Genomic DNA, 17,721 nt, shown 5'->3' on the forward strand with positions numbered 1-17,721 from the left:
TGTTAAAACCTCACGCTAGCTGGACGACGGAATTTGCTGCTGCCATCATCGGCGGACGGCATGCCAAGCACGACCTGATCGCCCTCCTTCAAACCCGCGATGATTTCGGCATTGATTTTGTTGTTAATTCCCACAGTGACATCCACATATTGCACTTGGTTATCAACTAACACAGGCACTTGATATTGCGGGCCGCTGCGGGCTTTACGCTCGCCAGACTTAGCCTCTGGCACCGCGGATTTCTCCCTCGGCTTTATACGCAATATCTGCGCAGGCACTAATAGCGCATCATCGGCCTTAGCTAACACTATAGACACCTGCGCCGTCATGCCGATACGCAAGGTGCGGTCAGGATTTTCAACATCAAATAACCCATGGTAATAAATGGCGTCTGAATCGCTAGAGCTCATATTGCTATCGTCGCCATCCATCGAAATCGGTCCAGGTTCAATCGCCCTTAAGATGCCACGGTAGGGATGATTTGGTTTGCCAAGTACCGTGAAATACACAGCTTGACCCGGATGGACATTGACGACATCGGCTTCGGAAATCTGTGCTTTAACTGTCATGGTATCCAGCTGCGCCATTTCCACTATCGTCGGCGTCGTTTGATTGGCGTTAACGGTTTGCCCCACTTCCACCGCCGAATACACCACAGTGCCGTCCATAGGTGCGGTAATTTTGGTATAACCTAAATCGATTCGGGCACTGTCGACGTTAATCTCAGCCTGTTGTTTTTGCGCTTCTAATTGCTCAAGCTCGGCTTGATAAACCGTTAAATTAGCATCAGCCACTTCATAATCGGCACGGGAACTGGCCTTGTCGGCAAGCATTTGCTGCTGGCGGCTAAATTCCAACTTGGCTTGGCGGATCTGCGCCTGTTTGGCACGGAACTGAGCATTGATACTCTTGAGTGATGCGAGGGCATCCTTCAAATTATTCTGCTGCGCTAGGCTGTCAATTTGAGCAATCAAATCGCCTTTCTTTACTTCATCCCCCAGTGCCAGCGGCAAACTTAAGATTTGCCCCGATACCTGCGCCCCCACACTCACCAGTTTAGAGGCCTGCAACATGCCATTGGCCAGCACTGAGTTTTCGATATCGCCACGGCGCACCACTTCTGTCACATAGGCAGGTGCCGTTTCAGGCTTATGCCACATAAAATAAGCACCACCACCCAGGAGGATTAAGCCGCTTAACGCGAGCAGCAATTTACGCTTTGAGGATTTTTTCATCGGTATTGTCGTGTCCATCAATGCTAAAGACAGCAAGCATTCATCTTGCTAAGGAACAGAAATTGTTCCAACAGTATATAGAGTTAGCCAAAGACAGTAGACGAAGGAAGTGTCGTTAACAGGTAAAGATTTGCAAATATCTGTGTAGAAATTTGCATGACAAGCACGGCTAAGTGGTGCTTAGGCAGCAATGCCGATTTAGTGCGATACCAAATCGTTAGGTGGTCAATTGTCGGGGTCTATATTTTACAGTCGTATAATTTAAGCAATACTCGTTATTCTTCGCTTAATTATTTTTCAATAAAAATCAACGTCGTGTTTGCAAACAAAAGAAACCATTAGATTCCCCACCAACCCATTGCGAAAAAAATAACGCCAAGTCACTGGCCATCCCCAGTGAATGACCAATGATTAACCGAATGAATCACTTCATTCGGCTAATTCATGCTGGCGAGGATCACCTGCGTGGCATCAAAACAGGTAAAACATGGTTCGCCGACAGCCAACGCCTGCGTTTGAGTCAGTGGCATCACTGAATAGATAACATCTTTACCATCAATATCTATGGCTAATTCGGCCTTATCGCCAAGTTTAGTTACGCTCAGCAAACGACCGCTTAGGCAATTTTGCCCATCCACTTCGCAGGCATGGGTCGTCGCCAGTACAGCGGGGGCTTTAAACAGTAACAACACAGATTTATCCATGGCTAACTGCAAGCGTTCGCGGCTCGAATGGGTCACTGAAATCTGAATCTGTTGCCCGCCCGCTAAGGTCACGCTGATCTTGTCATTTAATCCAAATGATTCAATGCCATTGATACGACCCGTTAACTGATTACGGGCGCTAGTATTGAGTGAGAAATGCGCCATCACATCCAATAAACTGTGCATGTCGACGGACTCATCGAGCAAGGCGGCCAAGGCCATTTCTTGTACTTGGGAGGTGATGGAATACACCTTGAGCAAACGCTCGCCAAATTCGGTGAGTTTAGCGCCACCACCACCTTTGCCGCCCTTTTCGCTGCACACTACGGGTTCGGGCATGGCGGTGTTCATCTCATTGATCGCGTCCCACGCCGCTTTATAACTGATCCCCGCAAGCTTGGCGCCTTGGCTTATCGAGCCTGTGTTGGCGACCTGCTCGAGTAGGCTTATCCGCCTAGGATTGGCGAAGGGCTTATCCCCGAGGGAAAGCGTAAGTAATGCATGTAAATCCATCGTTTATCCTGCACCCAAGTCTGACTTGAGCCCTATTGTCCTCCATCACCTTGAGGATACCAATAAGATTGCCGAGATATTTCAGCGGATTAATACCATTAATCCACAAGAAACCGCACACAGATCACTAATTGATTGCTTAGGGCTTGAATAATCGATATATAGATTGGTATATAACGATCACTTTTTATCACGGAGGAATACAATGAAATCCATTCACCTTAAGCAATTGCTGCGTTTTACCACGGCTTCATTATTCACAATGGCACTGACATCTAGCCCAAGTTTTGCGGCAGACGATGAGCAAGTAACTGTTTTTGCTGCGGCATCACTCACCAATGCACTTAACGAAATCGGCCAGCAATATGAAAAAGAACACAATACTAAGGTGATATTCTCCTTCGCCTCTTCTTCAACACTGGCAAAACAAGTGGCCAATGGTGCGCCCGCCGATCTGTTTGTCTCGGCGAATCAAAAGTGGATGGATTATCTGGTCGAGGCCAAAGCGGTCGATGTTAACAGCCGTAAAACCTTGCTAAAAAACACCTTAGTCTTGATTGCAGAGGAAAATAGCCCCATCACAGAGGTGGTGCTCAATGGCGATTGGGATATCAAAGCCGCATTAAAAGGCAGCCGTATGGCCGTTGGCGATCCTGATCATGTGCCCGCAGGACAATATGCCAAGCAAGCCCTCGAGAATCTCAAGCTGTGGCAAGCTGCTGAGCCATTACTCGCCCGCGCTAACAATGTCCGCGCCGCCCTCGCCTTAGTCGAACAGGGCGAAGCGCCGCTAGGCATAGTGTATTCAACCGATGCGAAAGTCGCCCAGAAGATCAAAATCGTGGCCACCTTCCCAGAGACGAGCTACAGCCCAATTGAATACCCTATCGCCTTAGTCAAACAAGAATCGACGGCAAGCGCCAAAGCGTTCAATGAGTATCTGCAAGGCCCAAGCGCAAAAAATGTGTTTGAAAAATATGGCTTTGGAGTGAATTAGGGTGCTGAGTGGATCTTTGTTAAGCGGTTCTCTGCTAACTGGCTCTCTTTTAAGCGACTATGAAATTGCCGCACTGCTGCTCAGCTTAAAGGTGTCATCCGTTGCCGTTATCGCCAGTTTACCCTTGGGCATCTTATGCGCTTGGGTGCTGGCCAGAGTCGAGTTTCCTGGCAAGGCTATATTCGACAGTGTGCTCCATCTACCACTGGTGTTACCGCCCGTGGTAGTGGGTTACCTCCTGCTGATTAGCATGGGCCGCCAAGGCTTTATCGGCCAGTGGTTATTTAATTGGTTTGGTATCAGTTTTAGCTTTAGTTGGCGCGGTGCGGCCCTCGCGGCGGCGATAGTATCTTTCCCGCTGATGGTCAGAGCCATACGCCAATCCTTTGAAACCGTTGATATTCGACTCGAGCAGGCCGCACGCACGTTAGGTAGCAGTCGATGGCGGGTATTTCTCACCATCACACTGCCGCTTACCTCTCCAGGGATAGTGTCGGGCATGATTATCGCCTTTGCCCGCAGCCTAGGAGAATTTGGCTCGACCATTACCTTCGTTTCTAATATTCCCGGTGAAACTCGTACAATTCCGCTCGCCATGTACTCTTTTATTGAAACCCCAGGGGCCGAATATCAGGCCATGCGTTTGTGCATTATCTCGATAGTGATCGCACTCGCGTCTTTACTTGCCTCCCAATGGCTGAGTAAAAAAGTCCTGCAGAGGACGGCAAGCGTATGTTAACAATCAATATTGAAAAACGACTCGGACAACTGCAACTGAAAGTCGATACCCAATTGCCATTGCAAGGCGTGACCGCCGTTTTTGGCCGCTCGGGTGCGGGTAAAACCTCGCTCGTGAACCTGCTCGGCGGGCTTTCGACCCCAGATAGCGGTGAAATCCGCCTCGGTGACAAACTGCTTTATCAGCAAGGCAGAGTGAACCTTTCCCCAGAAAAGCGCCATATTGGCTATGTATTTCAAGAGGCACGGCTGTTTCCACACTATAGCGTAAAGGGCAATCTCAACTACGGTGTGCGTAAAGCCAACCCAGTGTTATTCGATAAAATTGTGAAGTTACTGGGAATTGAAAAACTGCTCAGTCGCTATCCCAGCACGCTATCGGGCGGAGAAAAACAACGGGTTGCCATTGGCCGTGCCCTGCTAACATCGCCCGATATGCTGTTGATGGATGAGCCGCTGGCGTCACTCGATTTACCCCGTAAACGCGAGTTACTGCCCTACCTGCAAACCTTATCGCAGGAACTAAAACTGCCGATTGTGTATGTGAGCCACAGCTTAGATGAGATCTTACAACTGGCGGATTATATGCTGGTGCTGCATCAGGGGAAATTGATCGCCCAAGGCGCCTTAAGTGAAGTGTGGAATAGTGAGCAAATGCGGCCTTGGGTGCCATTGCAGGAACTCAGCTCACTCCTCAGTGCTAAGGTTGCCGACAGACATCCCGACTACCCCATGACGCGACTCGTGATGGCTGATGATAACCATCTATGGGTAAGCGGTTATCTAGCTGAAACGACAAAGAAACTCAAAGTGCGTATTCAGGCAAACCATGTCTCGGTTTGCACCGAAATCCCCAAAGGATCGAGTATCCGTAACCTATTGAAGGGAAAAATTAAAGAGTTATACCCCAGTGATAATGGCGAGCAAATCCAATTAAAAATCGCCCTAGGTCGCGATGAACTTTGGGCCAACATCACCCCTTGGGCCTGCGATGAACTGCAACTCACCCATGGCAAAGCGATTTATGCACAAATCAAAGGTGTGACTATGACGCAAATGGATATCGCCGAATCCCACTAAATCGACTTACTGCCAAATTTCAGGTACAAAAAAACCGACGCTAGGTCGGTTTAGTTCCTTCATCAGAAGGATTTGGTACCAGTGGCCAGACTCGAACTGGCACGCTTTTAAGGGCGCGGGATTTTGAATCCCGTGTGTCTACCGATTTCACCACACTGGCATATCAAATATGCACTTAGAAGCAATCAAAACAACTGGCTGTCTCTAAGTGCTGGGAATTATACCTTTGCCCATGACAATGGCAAGTCTTTTGCCGCGACTTTAATACAAATTGCATTTAACCGCTCAAAAATCATGCTCTTGGGGTTATTCTGCACCATGGGATAACAAAAAGGCGGTATATTCTTTATCACTTTTTTGGATATGGTTAACCAGCCAAGCCTTCAAGAAAGTCATTAATTCGTCGGCAACATCTTCCCCTTTTACAACCCGCTTTTGAAAATCAAGTACTTGCCCCACTAACTTGCCGTGCTTTTCCTTATGACTGTCGGTCTGTGGATAGCCAAAGCGGGCAAAGAGCTCTTCTTCATAGGCAAAGTGATTGGCGGTGTAATCCACCAGCCCTTGCACGATACGTTTGATGGCTTCGAGCCCATAGTCTTCGTTTAATGTGCGATGCAATTCATTGATCAGCGACACTAATCGTTGATGTTGACGATTGATCTCTGGCATCCCTATGTCTAACTCAGGTCCCCATTTCACAAACAGTTTATTTTGTGCCTGACTCGAGTTAAAGAATGCCGCATTCACATGGAATCGGTGCAGCAAGGAGCCGATTTCCTGCGACATGTTATACACTTTCAAACTCGATAAGTTAGTGTTGTTAGTGTGGGACGCATTACTCAGGGCGAGCTCTGCCATCACAGTGATATTTTTATTAATTTCTTCAGCAACTGTGTGTTGTTGCCCCGATGCCGTGGCGATTTGATGGGACATATCGGTAATGGTCTCCACCTGCGTGACAATCTGCCCGAGTGCACTGTGGGCTTGATCAACCATATCAGCCGTTTCGTCGGCAATAGCCACGTTTTTCAACATGACTTCAACACCATGTTGTGCACCTTTTTGTAAGGCGGCGATTTGTTGTTGGATTTCAACCGTGGCTTCAGATGTCCGCTTAGCGAGATTACGCACTTCATCGGCGACAACGGCAAAGCCGCGACCATGCTCGCCAGCTCTCGCACTTTCAATGGCAGCGTTTAAGGCGAGTAAATTAGTCTGCTCAGCCACCTGCGAAATCGTTTCGATAATGCTACTGATATTGTTGCTGTCGGCGGCCAAGTGCTCAATCACGGTTCGAGTGCTATGGATCTGCTCTGACATAGCGCCAATTTTAGTGACTATGCCATTCATGATTTGGTCGCCATGCTTAGCAGAACTTTGGGCAATATCGGCAGCTTTCGCCGCACTGACTGCATTTTGCGACACAGCTTGCACGCTTGAAACCATTTGCGTCATCGCACTCGCGGCCAGTTCAGTTTGATGCTCTTGCTCTAACACACCTTGTTTGGCCTGCTCACTGATGACCTTAATATCTGAGGCGACTTTTTTCATGCCTTCGCAGGTATCAGACAAAGATAAAATGGTGCGGCTAACATCCTCGCCCATGCGGTTGATGCTATGCACGACCTTAATGAACACGCCCGCATCTTTCTCCTCTAATTGATAGCTTAAATCCCCCTCACCTAAATGATGGGCGGCACGTTCAAGCTGTCTTAAATTGCGAATTAATTTATTGATGTTGAACATTAAAATGCCGGCGAGCGCACTTAAACACAGGATGGCGACAAAGTGCCCTGTGGCAACTAAACAATAGAGTGGATAAATCAGCAACAGCAGTGGCGCAAAGATAGAATTATATCCCATTGAATCCTTACGACTTTTATTAGAATCCATTTTTTACTCCTTTAAAAAACTAATATCGCAGCATTCACCTAAAAAACCAAAACCAATAAATAGCATGGTGCGATAACGAAATATCGATCTGGTTAAGTAGATTAATCCTAGACACTAACAGAAGAAGAAACAAAGCCAAATTATTTGAACTCATCACTGTTAAGCATAGCCTCAAACTTGACCAAGATCACAGAGTTAACTAAGAGTTATCGCTTTGTATTCCCATGTCGATTTTTTATTGATCGAGATCAGTATTTTGGCTATCGAATATCGCTAATTTAGAGAGGACTTCACAGGAAAGAGGATTTCAGTCATGGCATTTTGGTTAGATCTAATGTTTGGTAACCCCATAGGCTTACTTTCAATGATCGTTATCTTTAGCACAATAGGGATAGTGTCCTATATCACTTGGATGTTCATTGTGAAGTCGGCACCGAAACAATAGTTTTTGCTCCAGTTGTTCTTCATGTTCTTGTATAAATGCAAAATCTAGGGGGTTTTTATCACCCCCATTTTTTGTTGTCTCGCTTTTCAGAATACTGCAACTCATCTAAAGCCAGCACTCATCCGAGCGAGACAAAACACGCCTATGCAGCGTGTTTTCTGTTTTGTACCAGACCATTTAAAAATTGCGGACGCGCTTTAATCAACGACTGCATCTCTTCTTGGCTCGGCTCACCAGCAGGCAAACGCAACACATCGCGATTGAGATACATGCGGGCCTTCATGGCAATCTTATAATCGGCTGTCGGTCCCTGAATCGCATAATGGCGCTCGTTACCGAGTTTTTCTAAGATGCAGGCATTCAATAAACTTTTCACTGCGGTTTCATTTTGCGGCAGAGTCAAAATCGTGGCGCCCTGAAGAAAAAACTCTCTGACTAACGCTCGCTCAGCGGGATCAAGCAAGTTCACTTTAGCTTCAATCGTCTCAATAACGCGCTTATCACTTAAATGACGAATTGATTCATCTAAGCCTAAGTTAATCAGCTGACTCAAAAAATAGGCGATAGAGATGATTAGACCTAATCCAACAAAATGAGCATGTTCGGGCACAAATTTATCGAGCGCCAGCACTGCCAACGCATTAGGAGGAATAAGGAGTAAGACAGTACAACTCACCATTAGCCACAGCATGACTCTAAACATCATTTTCTTCGGGCTAAAAAACTTAACTGAATCCAGCTTGAGTTTAAACATAGTGCTATCCCAGTGACAAAAAATTGAACTTATTGGCTACAAAGCAAATTTAATGCCACAAATGAAGACATATTTCATTGATTTTATCTGCGAGAAAATGCACTTTCTGGATCTGTAGGTCTATGCTTATAAGCATCTCAAGCCGCTATTGCATAAAGAAAATTTAAGATGCTGACATTCTTTAGCCAACTTATCAAAAGTCCCATAGGCAGGCACCTTACCTTGTCTATTGTACTTTTTAGCTCTGTTATCACCTTAATCACCACTGCCTATCAGTTGATCAGTGATTATCGCAATGACGTTGTGCGCATCGACAGAGTGTTTTCCAATATGGAAAAAGTGAACTTAGATGTTCTCGCCGCCAGTATTTGGGTGATTGACGAGCGGCTAATTAACACTCAGCTCAATGGCTTAATTCAGCTGCCCGATATTAACTACATTTCGATTAAAGATGACAGCGGCCAAGCATGGAATGCAGGCGAGCAAAAGCAAGAACACTCCTTAGATAAAACCTTCCCGCTAGTTTATAAATCCCCGACCGAGAGTATTAATGTCGGCACACTCGAAATACAAGTCGATGTCGATGCCATCTATCAGCGCTTGTATGATAAAGCCATTATCATTCTGCTCTCTAATGGAATAAAGACCTTCTTAGTTGCTGGATTTATTCTGTTTTTAGTATGGTTCAATATCACCAAGCACTTAGATAAACTCAGCCAATACTGCAAAGATATCGACCTAGATCAAGAATACGAGCCGCTGCAATTTGCCCGCCAAGAAAAAATTGATGAGTTTAAACAAGTCGCCGACTCCATCAACAGCATGCAAGTACAACTGAGAAGCTCCTTTGGCGCCTTAAAGAAATCTAAGGCTGAACTGCAAACGGCCCTAGAAGATAGAGAGCGGCTACTCAAGCTCGAACGTAGCTATAAAGAAGAACTCGCCAGACAAGTCAAAGAAAGGACCATAGAACTAGAACAATCCCTTAGCGCACTAAAACGGGCGCAACAAGTGTTAGTTGAGCAAGAAAAAATGGCGGCCTTGGGAGGTTTGGTGTCAGGCGTTGCCCACGAGATAAACACGCCGATTGGCATTTGTTTGACGGCGGCGAGTGCGCAGCTCAGCCATATTGAAGAGCTGATCGACCTGATCCACAGCGACCAAGCCACCTTAGATGAAATCAATGAGATCCTTAATGAGTATCAAGAAAGCTGTGAACTCATTGTCCGCAATATCACCAAAGCCAGTAGTTTGATCCAAAAATTCAAAACGATCGCTATCGATCGCAGTCATGAAGAACACCAACCTTGTAACTTAAGTCAGCAACTCAACGAGATTTTAGAGTCGACGTTAATTATGCATCCGCATGTCAACGCGGTAACAGAGATCAGCGTAGAACCCACACTCAATATTCAAACCAATATCAGTTTATTAAATCAAATCGTCAGCAATATTCTGTCGAACGCCTTTACCCATGCTTTCCAAGGACGTGAAGATAATCTCATCCACATCAGCGCCACAGTGGACGAAGAGTCGATTTTAATTAGCATTCAAAATAATGGCTTAGAAATTCCAGCCGATGTCGCTGAACACATGTTCGAGCCATTTTTCACTACGAATCGTAATAAAGGCGGCACGGGCTTAGGATTATCAGCGGCCTTTAATGCCGCGACGCTGTTGAAAGGCACTATGAGTTATCGCGCAGACTCAAAACTTGGCGGCCCGCAATTTGATATCAAATTTCCGTACACTCAATGTGAGCCTATGGTCCTCAATGGCCAACAAGATTTTTATATCTAGATATAACGCAGTGGAATGACACAATATTGCAGTGATACTCACCGCTCATACGAGCGGTGAAATCATCAGTAGAAAAACGTTAATCCTTTAAAGCGTTTCTTGAGCCTGCAGCGCTAAGCGCGCTAATACTCGACTTGCCGCCACAAAACCAAATGTCCCTGTGACCATAGTGACAGCGCCAAAACCTGACGCACAATCCATTCTCATGCTGCCATCGGCCGCCGCTTTAGTACCACAAACAGAGCCATCGGCTTGCGGATAAACTAACTGCTCACTGGAAAAAACCGCATCTATCGCAAATCGGCGTTGCACGTTTTTAGAGAAGTTATATTCGCGGCGCAAAATATTGCGCACTTTGGCTAACAAAGGATCTTGGTAAGTTTTAGCGAGATCGGTTAACTGAATTTGAGTCGGATCTGTCTGCCCACCCGCACCGCCTACCGTAACAATCTTGATTTTTTGACGTTTACACCAGGCAATTAACGCAGCCTTTTGCTTAACGGCATCAATACAGTCAATAACATAATCAATATTGCCGCCCTCTTTAGCCCCGAGCAAATACTCGCCTAGATTATCCAATGTAATAAAATCTTCAATTTCATTCACTTGGCAATCAGGATTAATTTCACGGATCCGCTGCGCCATCACAGCGACTTTAGAGCTGCCGATAGTGGAACTGAGCGCGTGAATTTGACGGTTAGTGTTAGTGACACAGATATCGTCTAAATCCATCAAGCTTATCTGTCCGATGCCGCTTCTCGCTAAGGCCTCTGCCGCCCAAGTACCTACGCCACCAATACCAATCACCACCACGTGGGATGTGGCAAATTTAGCCAGAGCCTTTTGTCCATACAAACGGCCAATCCCGCCAAATCGATTTAGATAGGCCTCAGTCATAAATACTTACCTTATATTACCCAATAACAGCAGGAGCGCTTGCCCTAGCATCGAATGGATGCCAACAGGGGCAGCTTAATAGCAACACCAGAAATGTGCGGTGGATTCTAAACGATCTGGACATAAATCGAAATCAGATCCGCAGACACATAACGCCAGATGCAAAAGGATACGATTGCCAAGCAAGCGTAATAAATGCAAAGACTCATAATGCATGACCGAACAACTCGGTAATCAACATAATTAAAAGCTGTATTTTACTTGTAAAACAATATGTTGAATAAACCGCTCTTTATATAAAACTTGATCCAGATCACACTTTATTGCTGAAAGTCTGTGCAGACTTTGCCACACAAAAGCTCAACAGCATGCATAGATACTTAAGTTATCTATGCATATAACAGCGATAAGCACAGGAAAATGAAGATGAAAAAGACTCTGCTGACTACGGCTATTATTTCTAGCCTCACACTCTATTCATTCACAGCACTCGCCGATGGCCCTGAATTCTATGGTCATGCTGATCTTGCTATTACCAACTCAGACACAGGTTACGCAACTCAGAACCAAAAGGACGGCACTGTCCTTGAAAACAACTTCTCATGGTTAGGCGTAAAAGGTTCTGAAGCTGTAAGCCCCTATTTTGACATCATTTATCAAATGGAATTTGGCGTCGAAAACTTTGATAACTCAAACAAGACGTTCAATGCCCGTAATACTTTCCTTGGTATCAGAAGTGCGGCTGGTACTGCCTTAGTGGGCCGTAACGACACAGTATTTAAATCAGCTGAAGGTAGCTTCGATCTCTTTGGCAACACCAACGCCGATATCGACTTGCTGGTTGCAGGCCAAACTCGCTCCGCCGATGGCATTTCTTACTATTCACCTAAAATTGCCGATCTGGTGACGCTTAATGCCACCTATCTGATGAGCGATAACTATGATCAAGTGGATAGCAATGGCGACGAGGTGTACAGCAAAGATCACATGTATGCTCTGAGCGCCACCTTAGGGGATAAAGCCTTTAAAGCACAAAACTACTATGTCGCTGCCGCCTATAGTGATGGTATTGATAATGTCGAAGCCTACCGTGGTGTGGCCCAAGCTAAATTCGGTGACGTGATCTTAGGTGCCTTATATCAACACAGTGAACATGTGGATGATAAGTTTGCCAATCTCTCAGGTGATACCTACTTCGTCAACGCGGCTTACTTAATTGGCGACTTGAAATTGAAGATGATGTACGGCAAAGATGACTCAGGTTTAGGTAAATACGTGAGCCGTTATGTCGGTGACCAAAACAACAGCGGTTTGGAACAGGTTCGCGATGTTGACCTGCAACAGTTCAGTGTGGGTGCCGATTACCGTCTGAGCACTAAGACTATGGTCTATGGTCACTACACGCGCTTCGATGGTGATCTTATGTTGGCCGATGTGAAGCAAGACCTTAATGACAACGTCTTTACTGTTGGTTTACGCGTTGATTTTTAAATAGATTAATAAACTAACCACAAGGTTATTTCTTGATAAAAAAGCGGCTTCGGCCGCTTTTTCTGCTTAGATATCGTCCCCAAACACATATCCATAGCCGATATGACAGACTTGCTACAGTATTAGTATATGCTACAGTTACCCTCGCCGACCCACTGTCTAAGGCAATCTGCCTTACCTACCACTTAAGTAGTAAGTGAAAAATACAGTTTTGCACCTTTCAGGTAAATTTGCAGTCAAGGTATAAGGAAATATCCTAGAAATAGCCCGAATATGGACAAGGAGAGCCAAAAACATGATCTGCACCACAGCCTACGAGTCGTAAAACTGTAAAAATCGGCTGCAACTTTGTTACCGACTCAGGTGACAAATGCGTTAAACCACACAAAAACCATGAAAAATGGAAAAGAACTTAGGTTCGAGGGAGCACAAAACATGAAAAAGACATTCATCTCTGCATCAGTTGCATCAGTATTGGCATTGGCTTCATTCGGTGCGCTAGCCGAAGGCCCAAGCTTCTATGGTCGTTTAGAGCTTGCTTTAACCCATACTGACACTGCTGCGACCCTACAAGGCGGCACTAACGGCATTAATACAACTAATTATGCCGATGAAAACAACGCTGGCACATACTTAGAAAACAACTTTTCTCTGTTAGGTGTAAAGGGTTCAGAAAAGATTGCTGATGGCTTTGAAGCTATCTATCAAATGGAATTCCAAGTTGAAAATACATCAACAACAGGCGATGTATTTAAAGCGCGTAATACTTATTTAGGTTTAAAAACTAACGCAGGTACTGTGTTGATAGGCCGTAACGATACAGTATTCAAACAAGCCGAAGGCGGTGTGGATATTTTCGGTAACACTAACGCCGATATCGACCGTTTAATCAGTGGCCAAACTCGTAGCGCTGATGGTATGTGGTACTACTCTCCAAAAATCGCTGGTTTAGTAACGCTGAACGCGACTTATTTGTTTGATGATAACGACACTACTGCAAAAACTTCTGAAAGCTTATATGCATTAAGCGCGACTTTAGGCGATAAAGCGTTTAAAGATCAAAACTACTACGTTGCTGTAGCCTATAACAAAGGTATTTCAGGCATTGATGCATACCGTGGTGTGGCTCAAGTTAAATTAGGCCAATTCAAAGTCGGTGGTTTATTCCAACAATCAGAAAATGTTGTGAATAACGATATCGATGGCAATACTTACTTCGTGAACGTTTCTTATGATCTGAACGGCGTAAACCTGAAAGCTGAATACGGTGTTGATGATGCTGGCTTCGGTAACTACTACAAAAACGTGAACAAATATACTGAAACCGTTAATGGCAATGTAGTGAACAGGACTACAACTGGCACTGATATCAACGTACAAAACTTCAACGTAGGTGCTGACTACCGTTTAGCTAAATCAACTATGGTATACGGCCAATATGCTATGTACCGCGGTGACCATGTTGTTGCTGGTAACAAAGTTGATCTACAAGATGACAACGTATTCTCTGTAGGCGTACGTTACGACTTCTAATCTCTTAACCAAGAGATAATTAAAAACCTACTGTAGCGATACAGTAGGTTTTTTTATGTCTCAAATCGAATAAACGGTCGAGACTCAGGCGATAAAAACAAAAAAGCCACCCAAGTAAACTCAGGTGGCTTTCATTTATGTCTTTAATGCTTCAAAACCTTGAGTCCATCAAGGCATTAGATGCTCGGTAATGGCTCGCCGCCGTCACCTAATTCAACACTATCGACACGTTGTAAGCCTCTAGGCAACTTAGCGCCACGACGACCACGTTCACCACGATAATGCTCAAGATCGCTAGGCTTAAGAGTGAGCTTACGCTTACCCGCCCACAAGGTGACTGGCGTGTCACTCGGCACTAATTGTAAGTGCGTCATCAGCTCTTCACGATTCTTGGCTCTTTCCGTAGGAATGCCGATAATCTTGTTACCTTTTCCCTTAGATAATTGCGGTAAGGCCTCAAGGGAGAACAACAACATTCGACCTTCGTTCGTGATCGCCAAGAGCGACATTTCCTTCGTGCGATCAATCAACTTAGGCGTTAATGACTTAGCGTTTGTCGGCAAACTCAGCAAGGCCTTACCCGCCTTATTGCGCGACACCATATCATTGTACGAGCAAATAAAACCGTAACCCGCATCAGTTGCCAACAGATAACATTGGTCTTCCTCACCCATCAATACATGCTGCATGGTTTCGCCAGGCGCCATATTGAAGCGAGTCGTAATAGGCTCACCTTGGCTGCGTGCCGATGGCAAAGTATGACTGTCGGTCGCAAATGCCCGCCCAGACGAATCAATAAACACCGCCGCCTGATTACTACGCCCTATGGCACTGCACAAGTATTGGTCGCCAGACTTATAGGAGAGCGATAACGGATCGATATCATGACCCTTAGCACAACGCACCCAACCTTTCTCAGACAAGACCACTGTCACAGCCTCAGTCGGCGTTAACTCTTGTTCCGTTAAGGCGCGAGACTCGTTGCGCAGCACTATTGGAGAGCGGCGATCATCACCGTAGGTTTCGGCATCTTGAATTAATTCTTTCTTGATCAAGGTCTTCAAGCGACGCTCTGAGCCCAATAACTGCTCGAGTTTCTCGCGCTCGGCTTCAAGCTCATTCTGCTCGGCCGTGATCTTAAATTCTTCTAACTTAGCTAAATGACGTAACTTTAACTCGAGGATCGATTCGGCTTGTTTATCACTGAGTGAGAAACGGGCCATTAACTCGGCTTTAGGCTCATCATGAAAACGAATAATCTCAATCACTTCATCAATATTGAGGAAAGCGATCATCAAAGCTTCGAGTATGTGTAACCGCGACACGACTTTATCTAAACGGTATTCCAGACGACGTTTAACAGTGTCGACTCGGAACTCTAACCACTCAGTTAATAAGGTTTTTAGCCCTTTAACCCGTGGACGGCCATCGAGACCCAGCACGTTTAAGTTAACTCTAAAGCTCTTTTCTAAATCCGTGGTAGCAAACAAATGCGCCATCAGCTGATCGCAATCGACACGGTTTGAACGCGGCACGACCACCAGCCGCACTGGGTTTTCATGATCCGATTCATCGCGTAAATCGGCCACCATAGGCAATTTCTTCGCCTGCATTTGGCCGGCAATTTGCTCTAAAATTTTACCGCTACTGGCTTGATGCGGCAGCGCAGTGATGATGATTTCACCACCATCGACTGTGTAAACCGCGCGCGCCCTTAATGACCCACGGCCCGATTCATAAATTTTTGCAATATCGGCAGACGGAGTAATGATCTCGGCTTCGGTCGGATAATCAGGCCCAGGTACAAAGGCCATCAATTGCTCGAGCTCAAGCTTAGGATCATCAAGTAATGCTACGCAGGCCGAGACTAATTCCCTGACGTTATGCGGCGGAATATCCGTCGCCATGCCCACGGCAATACCGGTAATACCATTAAGTAAAATATGCGGTAAACGTGCCGGCAGTACTTTTGGCTCTTTTAACGTGCCATCAAAGTTAGCGCCCCACTCAACCGTGCCTTGCCCCAGCTCGCTGAGCAGCACTTCGGAGAATTTAGATAAGCGTGCTTCGGTGTAACGCATGGCCGCAAATGACTTAGGATCATCGGGTGCCCCCCAGTTACCTTGACCATCAACTAACGGATAGCGATAGGAGAATGGCTGCGCCATCAATACCATAGCCTCATAACAGGCGCTATCGCCGTGGGGATGGTATTTACCTAATACGTCACCGACCGTACGTGCCGACTTTTTATGCTTAGATTGAGCCGATAAACCTAACTCACTCATCGCATAGATAATTCGACGCTGTACCGGTTTAAGCCCATCACCAATGTGTGGTAGGGCTCGGTCCATAATGACGTACATGGAATAGTTCAGATAAGCCTCTTCGGTAAAGCGCCGTAATGGCATTTGCTCTACCCCATCGAGACTTAACTTGATAGCGTCACTCATTTTCTTCTAGTTCCTGTGGTTCTTCAGTACTATCGCCCTTGTAGAACAAGCGATACACGTTACCTTTTAAATCATCTGAGATGTACATAGCACCGTCGGCTGCCGATAACAGCGCAAAGGGACGAGCGACGGGAAATTCACCGTCAAGGAAACTGACAACCGTTTCACGACTCACCACTTTTTGATCTTCAATCTTAAGCATAACCACTTGGTAACCGACTTTGCTCGAGCGATTCCACGAGCCATTTTCGGCGACAAACAACTGATTATGGTAAATATTTGGAAATTGACTGCCGCGATAGAACGCGAGCCCAGTGGGTGCAACATGGGCTGGCAGTTCATATACTGGCAGCGTAATTTTTAGATTTTTTGGCTTTTCATAGGCAGGCTCAACCACAGTACTGGCATGCAAGTAAGGGAAGCCATAATGACTCCCTATCACATCAACGCGGTTAATCTCATCGGGTGGCAGGTTATCTCCCATCCAATCACGGCCTTGATCGGCAAACCATAATTTTCCGTCTATTGGTGACCAATCAAACCCACTCGCATCACGTACACCGGCCGCAATCTGCTCACTCGCGCCAGTATCGATATTGATGGCTATGATACTGCTGTAAGGCACTGGCGCTTCACAGACGTTACACGGCGCACCAATAGACACGTATAAGCGACCATCTGGCCCAAAATTAATTGACCGAGAACTTTTCTTCTCAGAGTAAGGCAAGTCACTGTAGATTTCTTTGGGTCGACTCGGGCGGCGCAACCTTTGCTCAATATCAACAAAGCGCACGATCTGATTTTCAGTGGCGACATATAAGTCGCCATTGTGAAATGCAATCGCATCGGGTGATTCAAGCCCTTTGGCTATCACGTAACGCTTATCGACACGACCATCTTGATTGCTATCGACTAACGCATGAATAGTGCCGCTCTTATTGGAACCGACAAATAAAGTGCCATTCGCCCCCATCGCCATTTGCTTTGCATCACCAATATCCGAGGCATAAAGCGATAAACCAAACCCCTTAGCGACGGTAATCATGATCGATTGGGAACCCGCAAAGGCGCTATTGCAGAGCAATAACGTTACACTCGCTAGGAGTGTAAAACCGGCAGACAACACCTTTAAGCAATTATAATTATTAGTTTTAATACACAACATTGTAATTTTCTTTATGCCTA

14 protein-coding genes and 1 tRNA gene are annotated in these 17,721 nt (G+C 45.8%); 7 read left to right on the forward strand and 8 right to left on the reverse strand.

Annotation, left to right across the window (positions count from 1 at the left end):
• Positions 1-2: 2 nt before the first annotated feature.
• Together Q4Q46_RS19465 and Q4Q46_RS19470 are read right to left on the reverse strand one after the other, a co-directional pair.
• Positions 3-1,235, reverse strand: a complete 1,233-nt coding sequence (locus Q4Q46_RS19465) for an efflux RND transporter periplasmic adaptor subunit (RefSeq protein WP_311906821.1) — start codon at positions 1,233-1,235, stop codon at positions 3-5.
• A gap of 437 nt (positions 1,236-1,672) precedes the next feature.
• Positions 1,673-2,452, reverse strand: coding sequence for a TOBE domain-containing protein (locus Q4Q46_RS19470; RefSeq protein WP_311906823.1), 780 nt, complete (start codon positions 2,450-2,452; stop codon positions 1,673-1,675).
• Between the two features lie 205 nt (positions 2,453-2,657).
• On the opposite strand from Q4Q46_RS19470, the gene modA reads away from it, so the two are divergent.
• From modA to modC, 3 genes are read left to right on the forward strand one after another with little or no spacing between them, the layout of a single operon-like run.
• A complete protein-coding gene (gene modA, locus Q4Q46_RS19475; protein WP_311906824.1) occupies positions 2,658-3,449 on the forward strand; it encodes a molybdate ABC transporter substrate-binding protein in 792 nt (263 codons plus the stop codon).
• Between the two features lies 1 nt (position 3,450).
• Positions 3,451-4,188: a molybdate ABC transporter permease subunit gene (gene modB / locus Q4Q46_RS19480; RefSeq protein ID WP_311906825.1), complete on the forward strand. Its 738-nt coding sequence runs from the start codon at positions 3,451-3,453 to the stop codon at positions 4,186-4,188.
• Positions 4,182-5,267: a molybdenum ABC transporter ATP-binding protein ModC gene (modC, locus tag Q4Q46_RS19485; protein WP_311906826.1), complete on the forward strand. Its 1,086-nt coding sequence runs from the start codon at positions 4,182-4,184 to the stop codon at positions 5,265-5,267. The genes modB and modC overlap by 7 nt, the downstream gene beginning before the upstream one ends.
• Positions 5,268-5,340: 73 nt before the next feature.
• Here the strand turns inward: modC and Q4Q46_RS19490 are convergent.
• Positions 5,341-5,427 (reverse strand) — tRNA-Leu (locus Q4Q46_RS19490).
• Between the two features lie 146 nt (positions 5,428-5,573).
• Positions 5,574-7,163: a bacteriohemerythrin gene (locus Q4Q46_RS19495; RefSeq protein ID WP_311906827.1), complete on the reverse strand. Its 1,590-nt coding sequence runs from the start codon at positions 7,161-7,163 to the stop codon at positions 5,574-5,576.
• Positions 7,164-7,476: 313 nt separating this feature from the next.
• Between Q4Q46_RS19495 and Q4Q46_RS19500 the strand changes: the two genes are divergently transcribed.
• A complete protein-coding gene (locus Q4Q46_RS19500) occupies positions 7,477-7,608 on the forward strand; it encodes a DUF3149 domain-containing protein (protein ID WP_006083014.1) in 132 nt (43 codons plus the stop codon).
• Positions 7,609-7,750: 142 nt separating this feature from the next.
• Here Q4Q46_RS19500 and Q4Q46_RS19505 read toward each other — a convergent pair whose 3' ends face one another.
• The gene (locus Q4Q46_RS19505; RefSeq protein WP_311906828.1) at positions 7,751-8,362 is read right to left on the reverse strand and encodes a superinfection exclusion B family protein; all 612 of its coding nucleotides are present in this window, start codon (positions 8,360-8,362) and stop codon (positions 7,751-7,753) included.
• 168 nt (positions 8,363-8,530) lie between these two features.
• Here Q4Q46_RS19505 and Q4Q46_RS19510 point away from each other — a divergent pair, with 168 nt between their 5' ends.
• Positions 8,531-10,162, forward strand: coding sequence for an ATP-binding protein (locus Q4Q46_RS19510; protein ID WP_311906830.1), 1,632 nt, complete (start codon positions 8,531-8,533; stop codon positions 10,160-10,162).
• 87 nt (positions 10,163-10,249) lie between these two features.
• Here the strand turns inward: Q4Q46_RS19510 and tcdA are convergent, their stop codons facing one another.
• A complete protein-coding gene (gene tcdA, locus Q4Q46_RS19515) occupies positions 10,250-11,059 on the reverse strand; it encodes a tRNA cyclic N6-threonylcarbamoyladenosine(37) synthase TcdA (protein ID WP_006083017.1) in 810 nt (269 codons plus the stop codon).
• A gap of 426 nt (positions 11,060-11,485) precedes the next feature.
• Between tcdA and Q4Q46_RS19520 the strand changes: the two genes are divergently transcribed.
• Complete coding sequence (locus Q4Q46_RS19520) at positions 11,486-12,550, forward strand: porin (protein ID WP_311906832.1); 1,065 nt, start codon at positions 11,486-11,488, stop codon at positions 12,548-12,550.
• A gap of 435 nt (positions 12,551-12,985) precedes the next feature.
• A complete protein-coding gene (locus Q4Q46_RS19525; protein ID WP_006086040.1) occupies positions 12,986-14,083 on the forward strand; it encodes a porin in 1,098 nt (365 codons plus the stop codon).
• A gap of 176 nt (positions 14,084-14,259) precedes the next feature.
• Here Q4Q46_RS19525 and parC read toward each other — a convergent pair whose 3' ends face one another.
• Both parC and Q4Q46_RS19535 read right to left on the reverse strand, forming a co-directional pair.
• Positions 14,260-16,536 (reverse strand): DNA topoisomerase IV subunit A, encoded by a 2,277-nt coding sequence (gene parC / locus Q4Q46_RS19530; RefSeq protein WP_006083020.1) that lies wholly within the window; start codon positions 16,534-16,536, stop codon positions 14,260-14,262.
• Complete coding sequence (locus Q4Q46_RS19535) at positions 16,529-17,701, reverse strand: PQQ-dependent sugar dehydrogenase (RefSeq protein ID WP_311906834.1); 1,173 nt, start codon at positions 17,699-17,701, stop codon at positions 16,529-16,531. The genes parC and Q4Q46_RS19535 overlap by 8 nt, the downstream gene beginning before the upstream one ends.
• Positions 17,702-17,721: the final 20 nt, after the last annotated feature.

The organism is Shewanella vaxholmensis, assembly GCF_031932135.1.
GTDB lineage: Bacteria > Pseudomonadota > Gammaproteobacteria > Enterobacterales > Shewanellaceae > Shewanella > Shewanella hafniensis.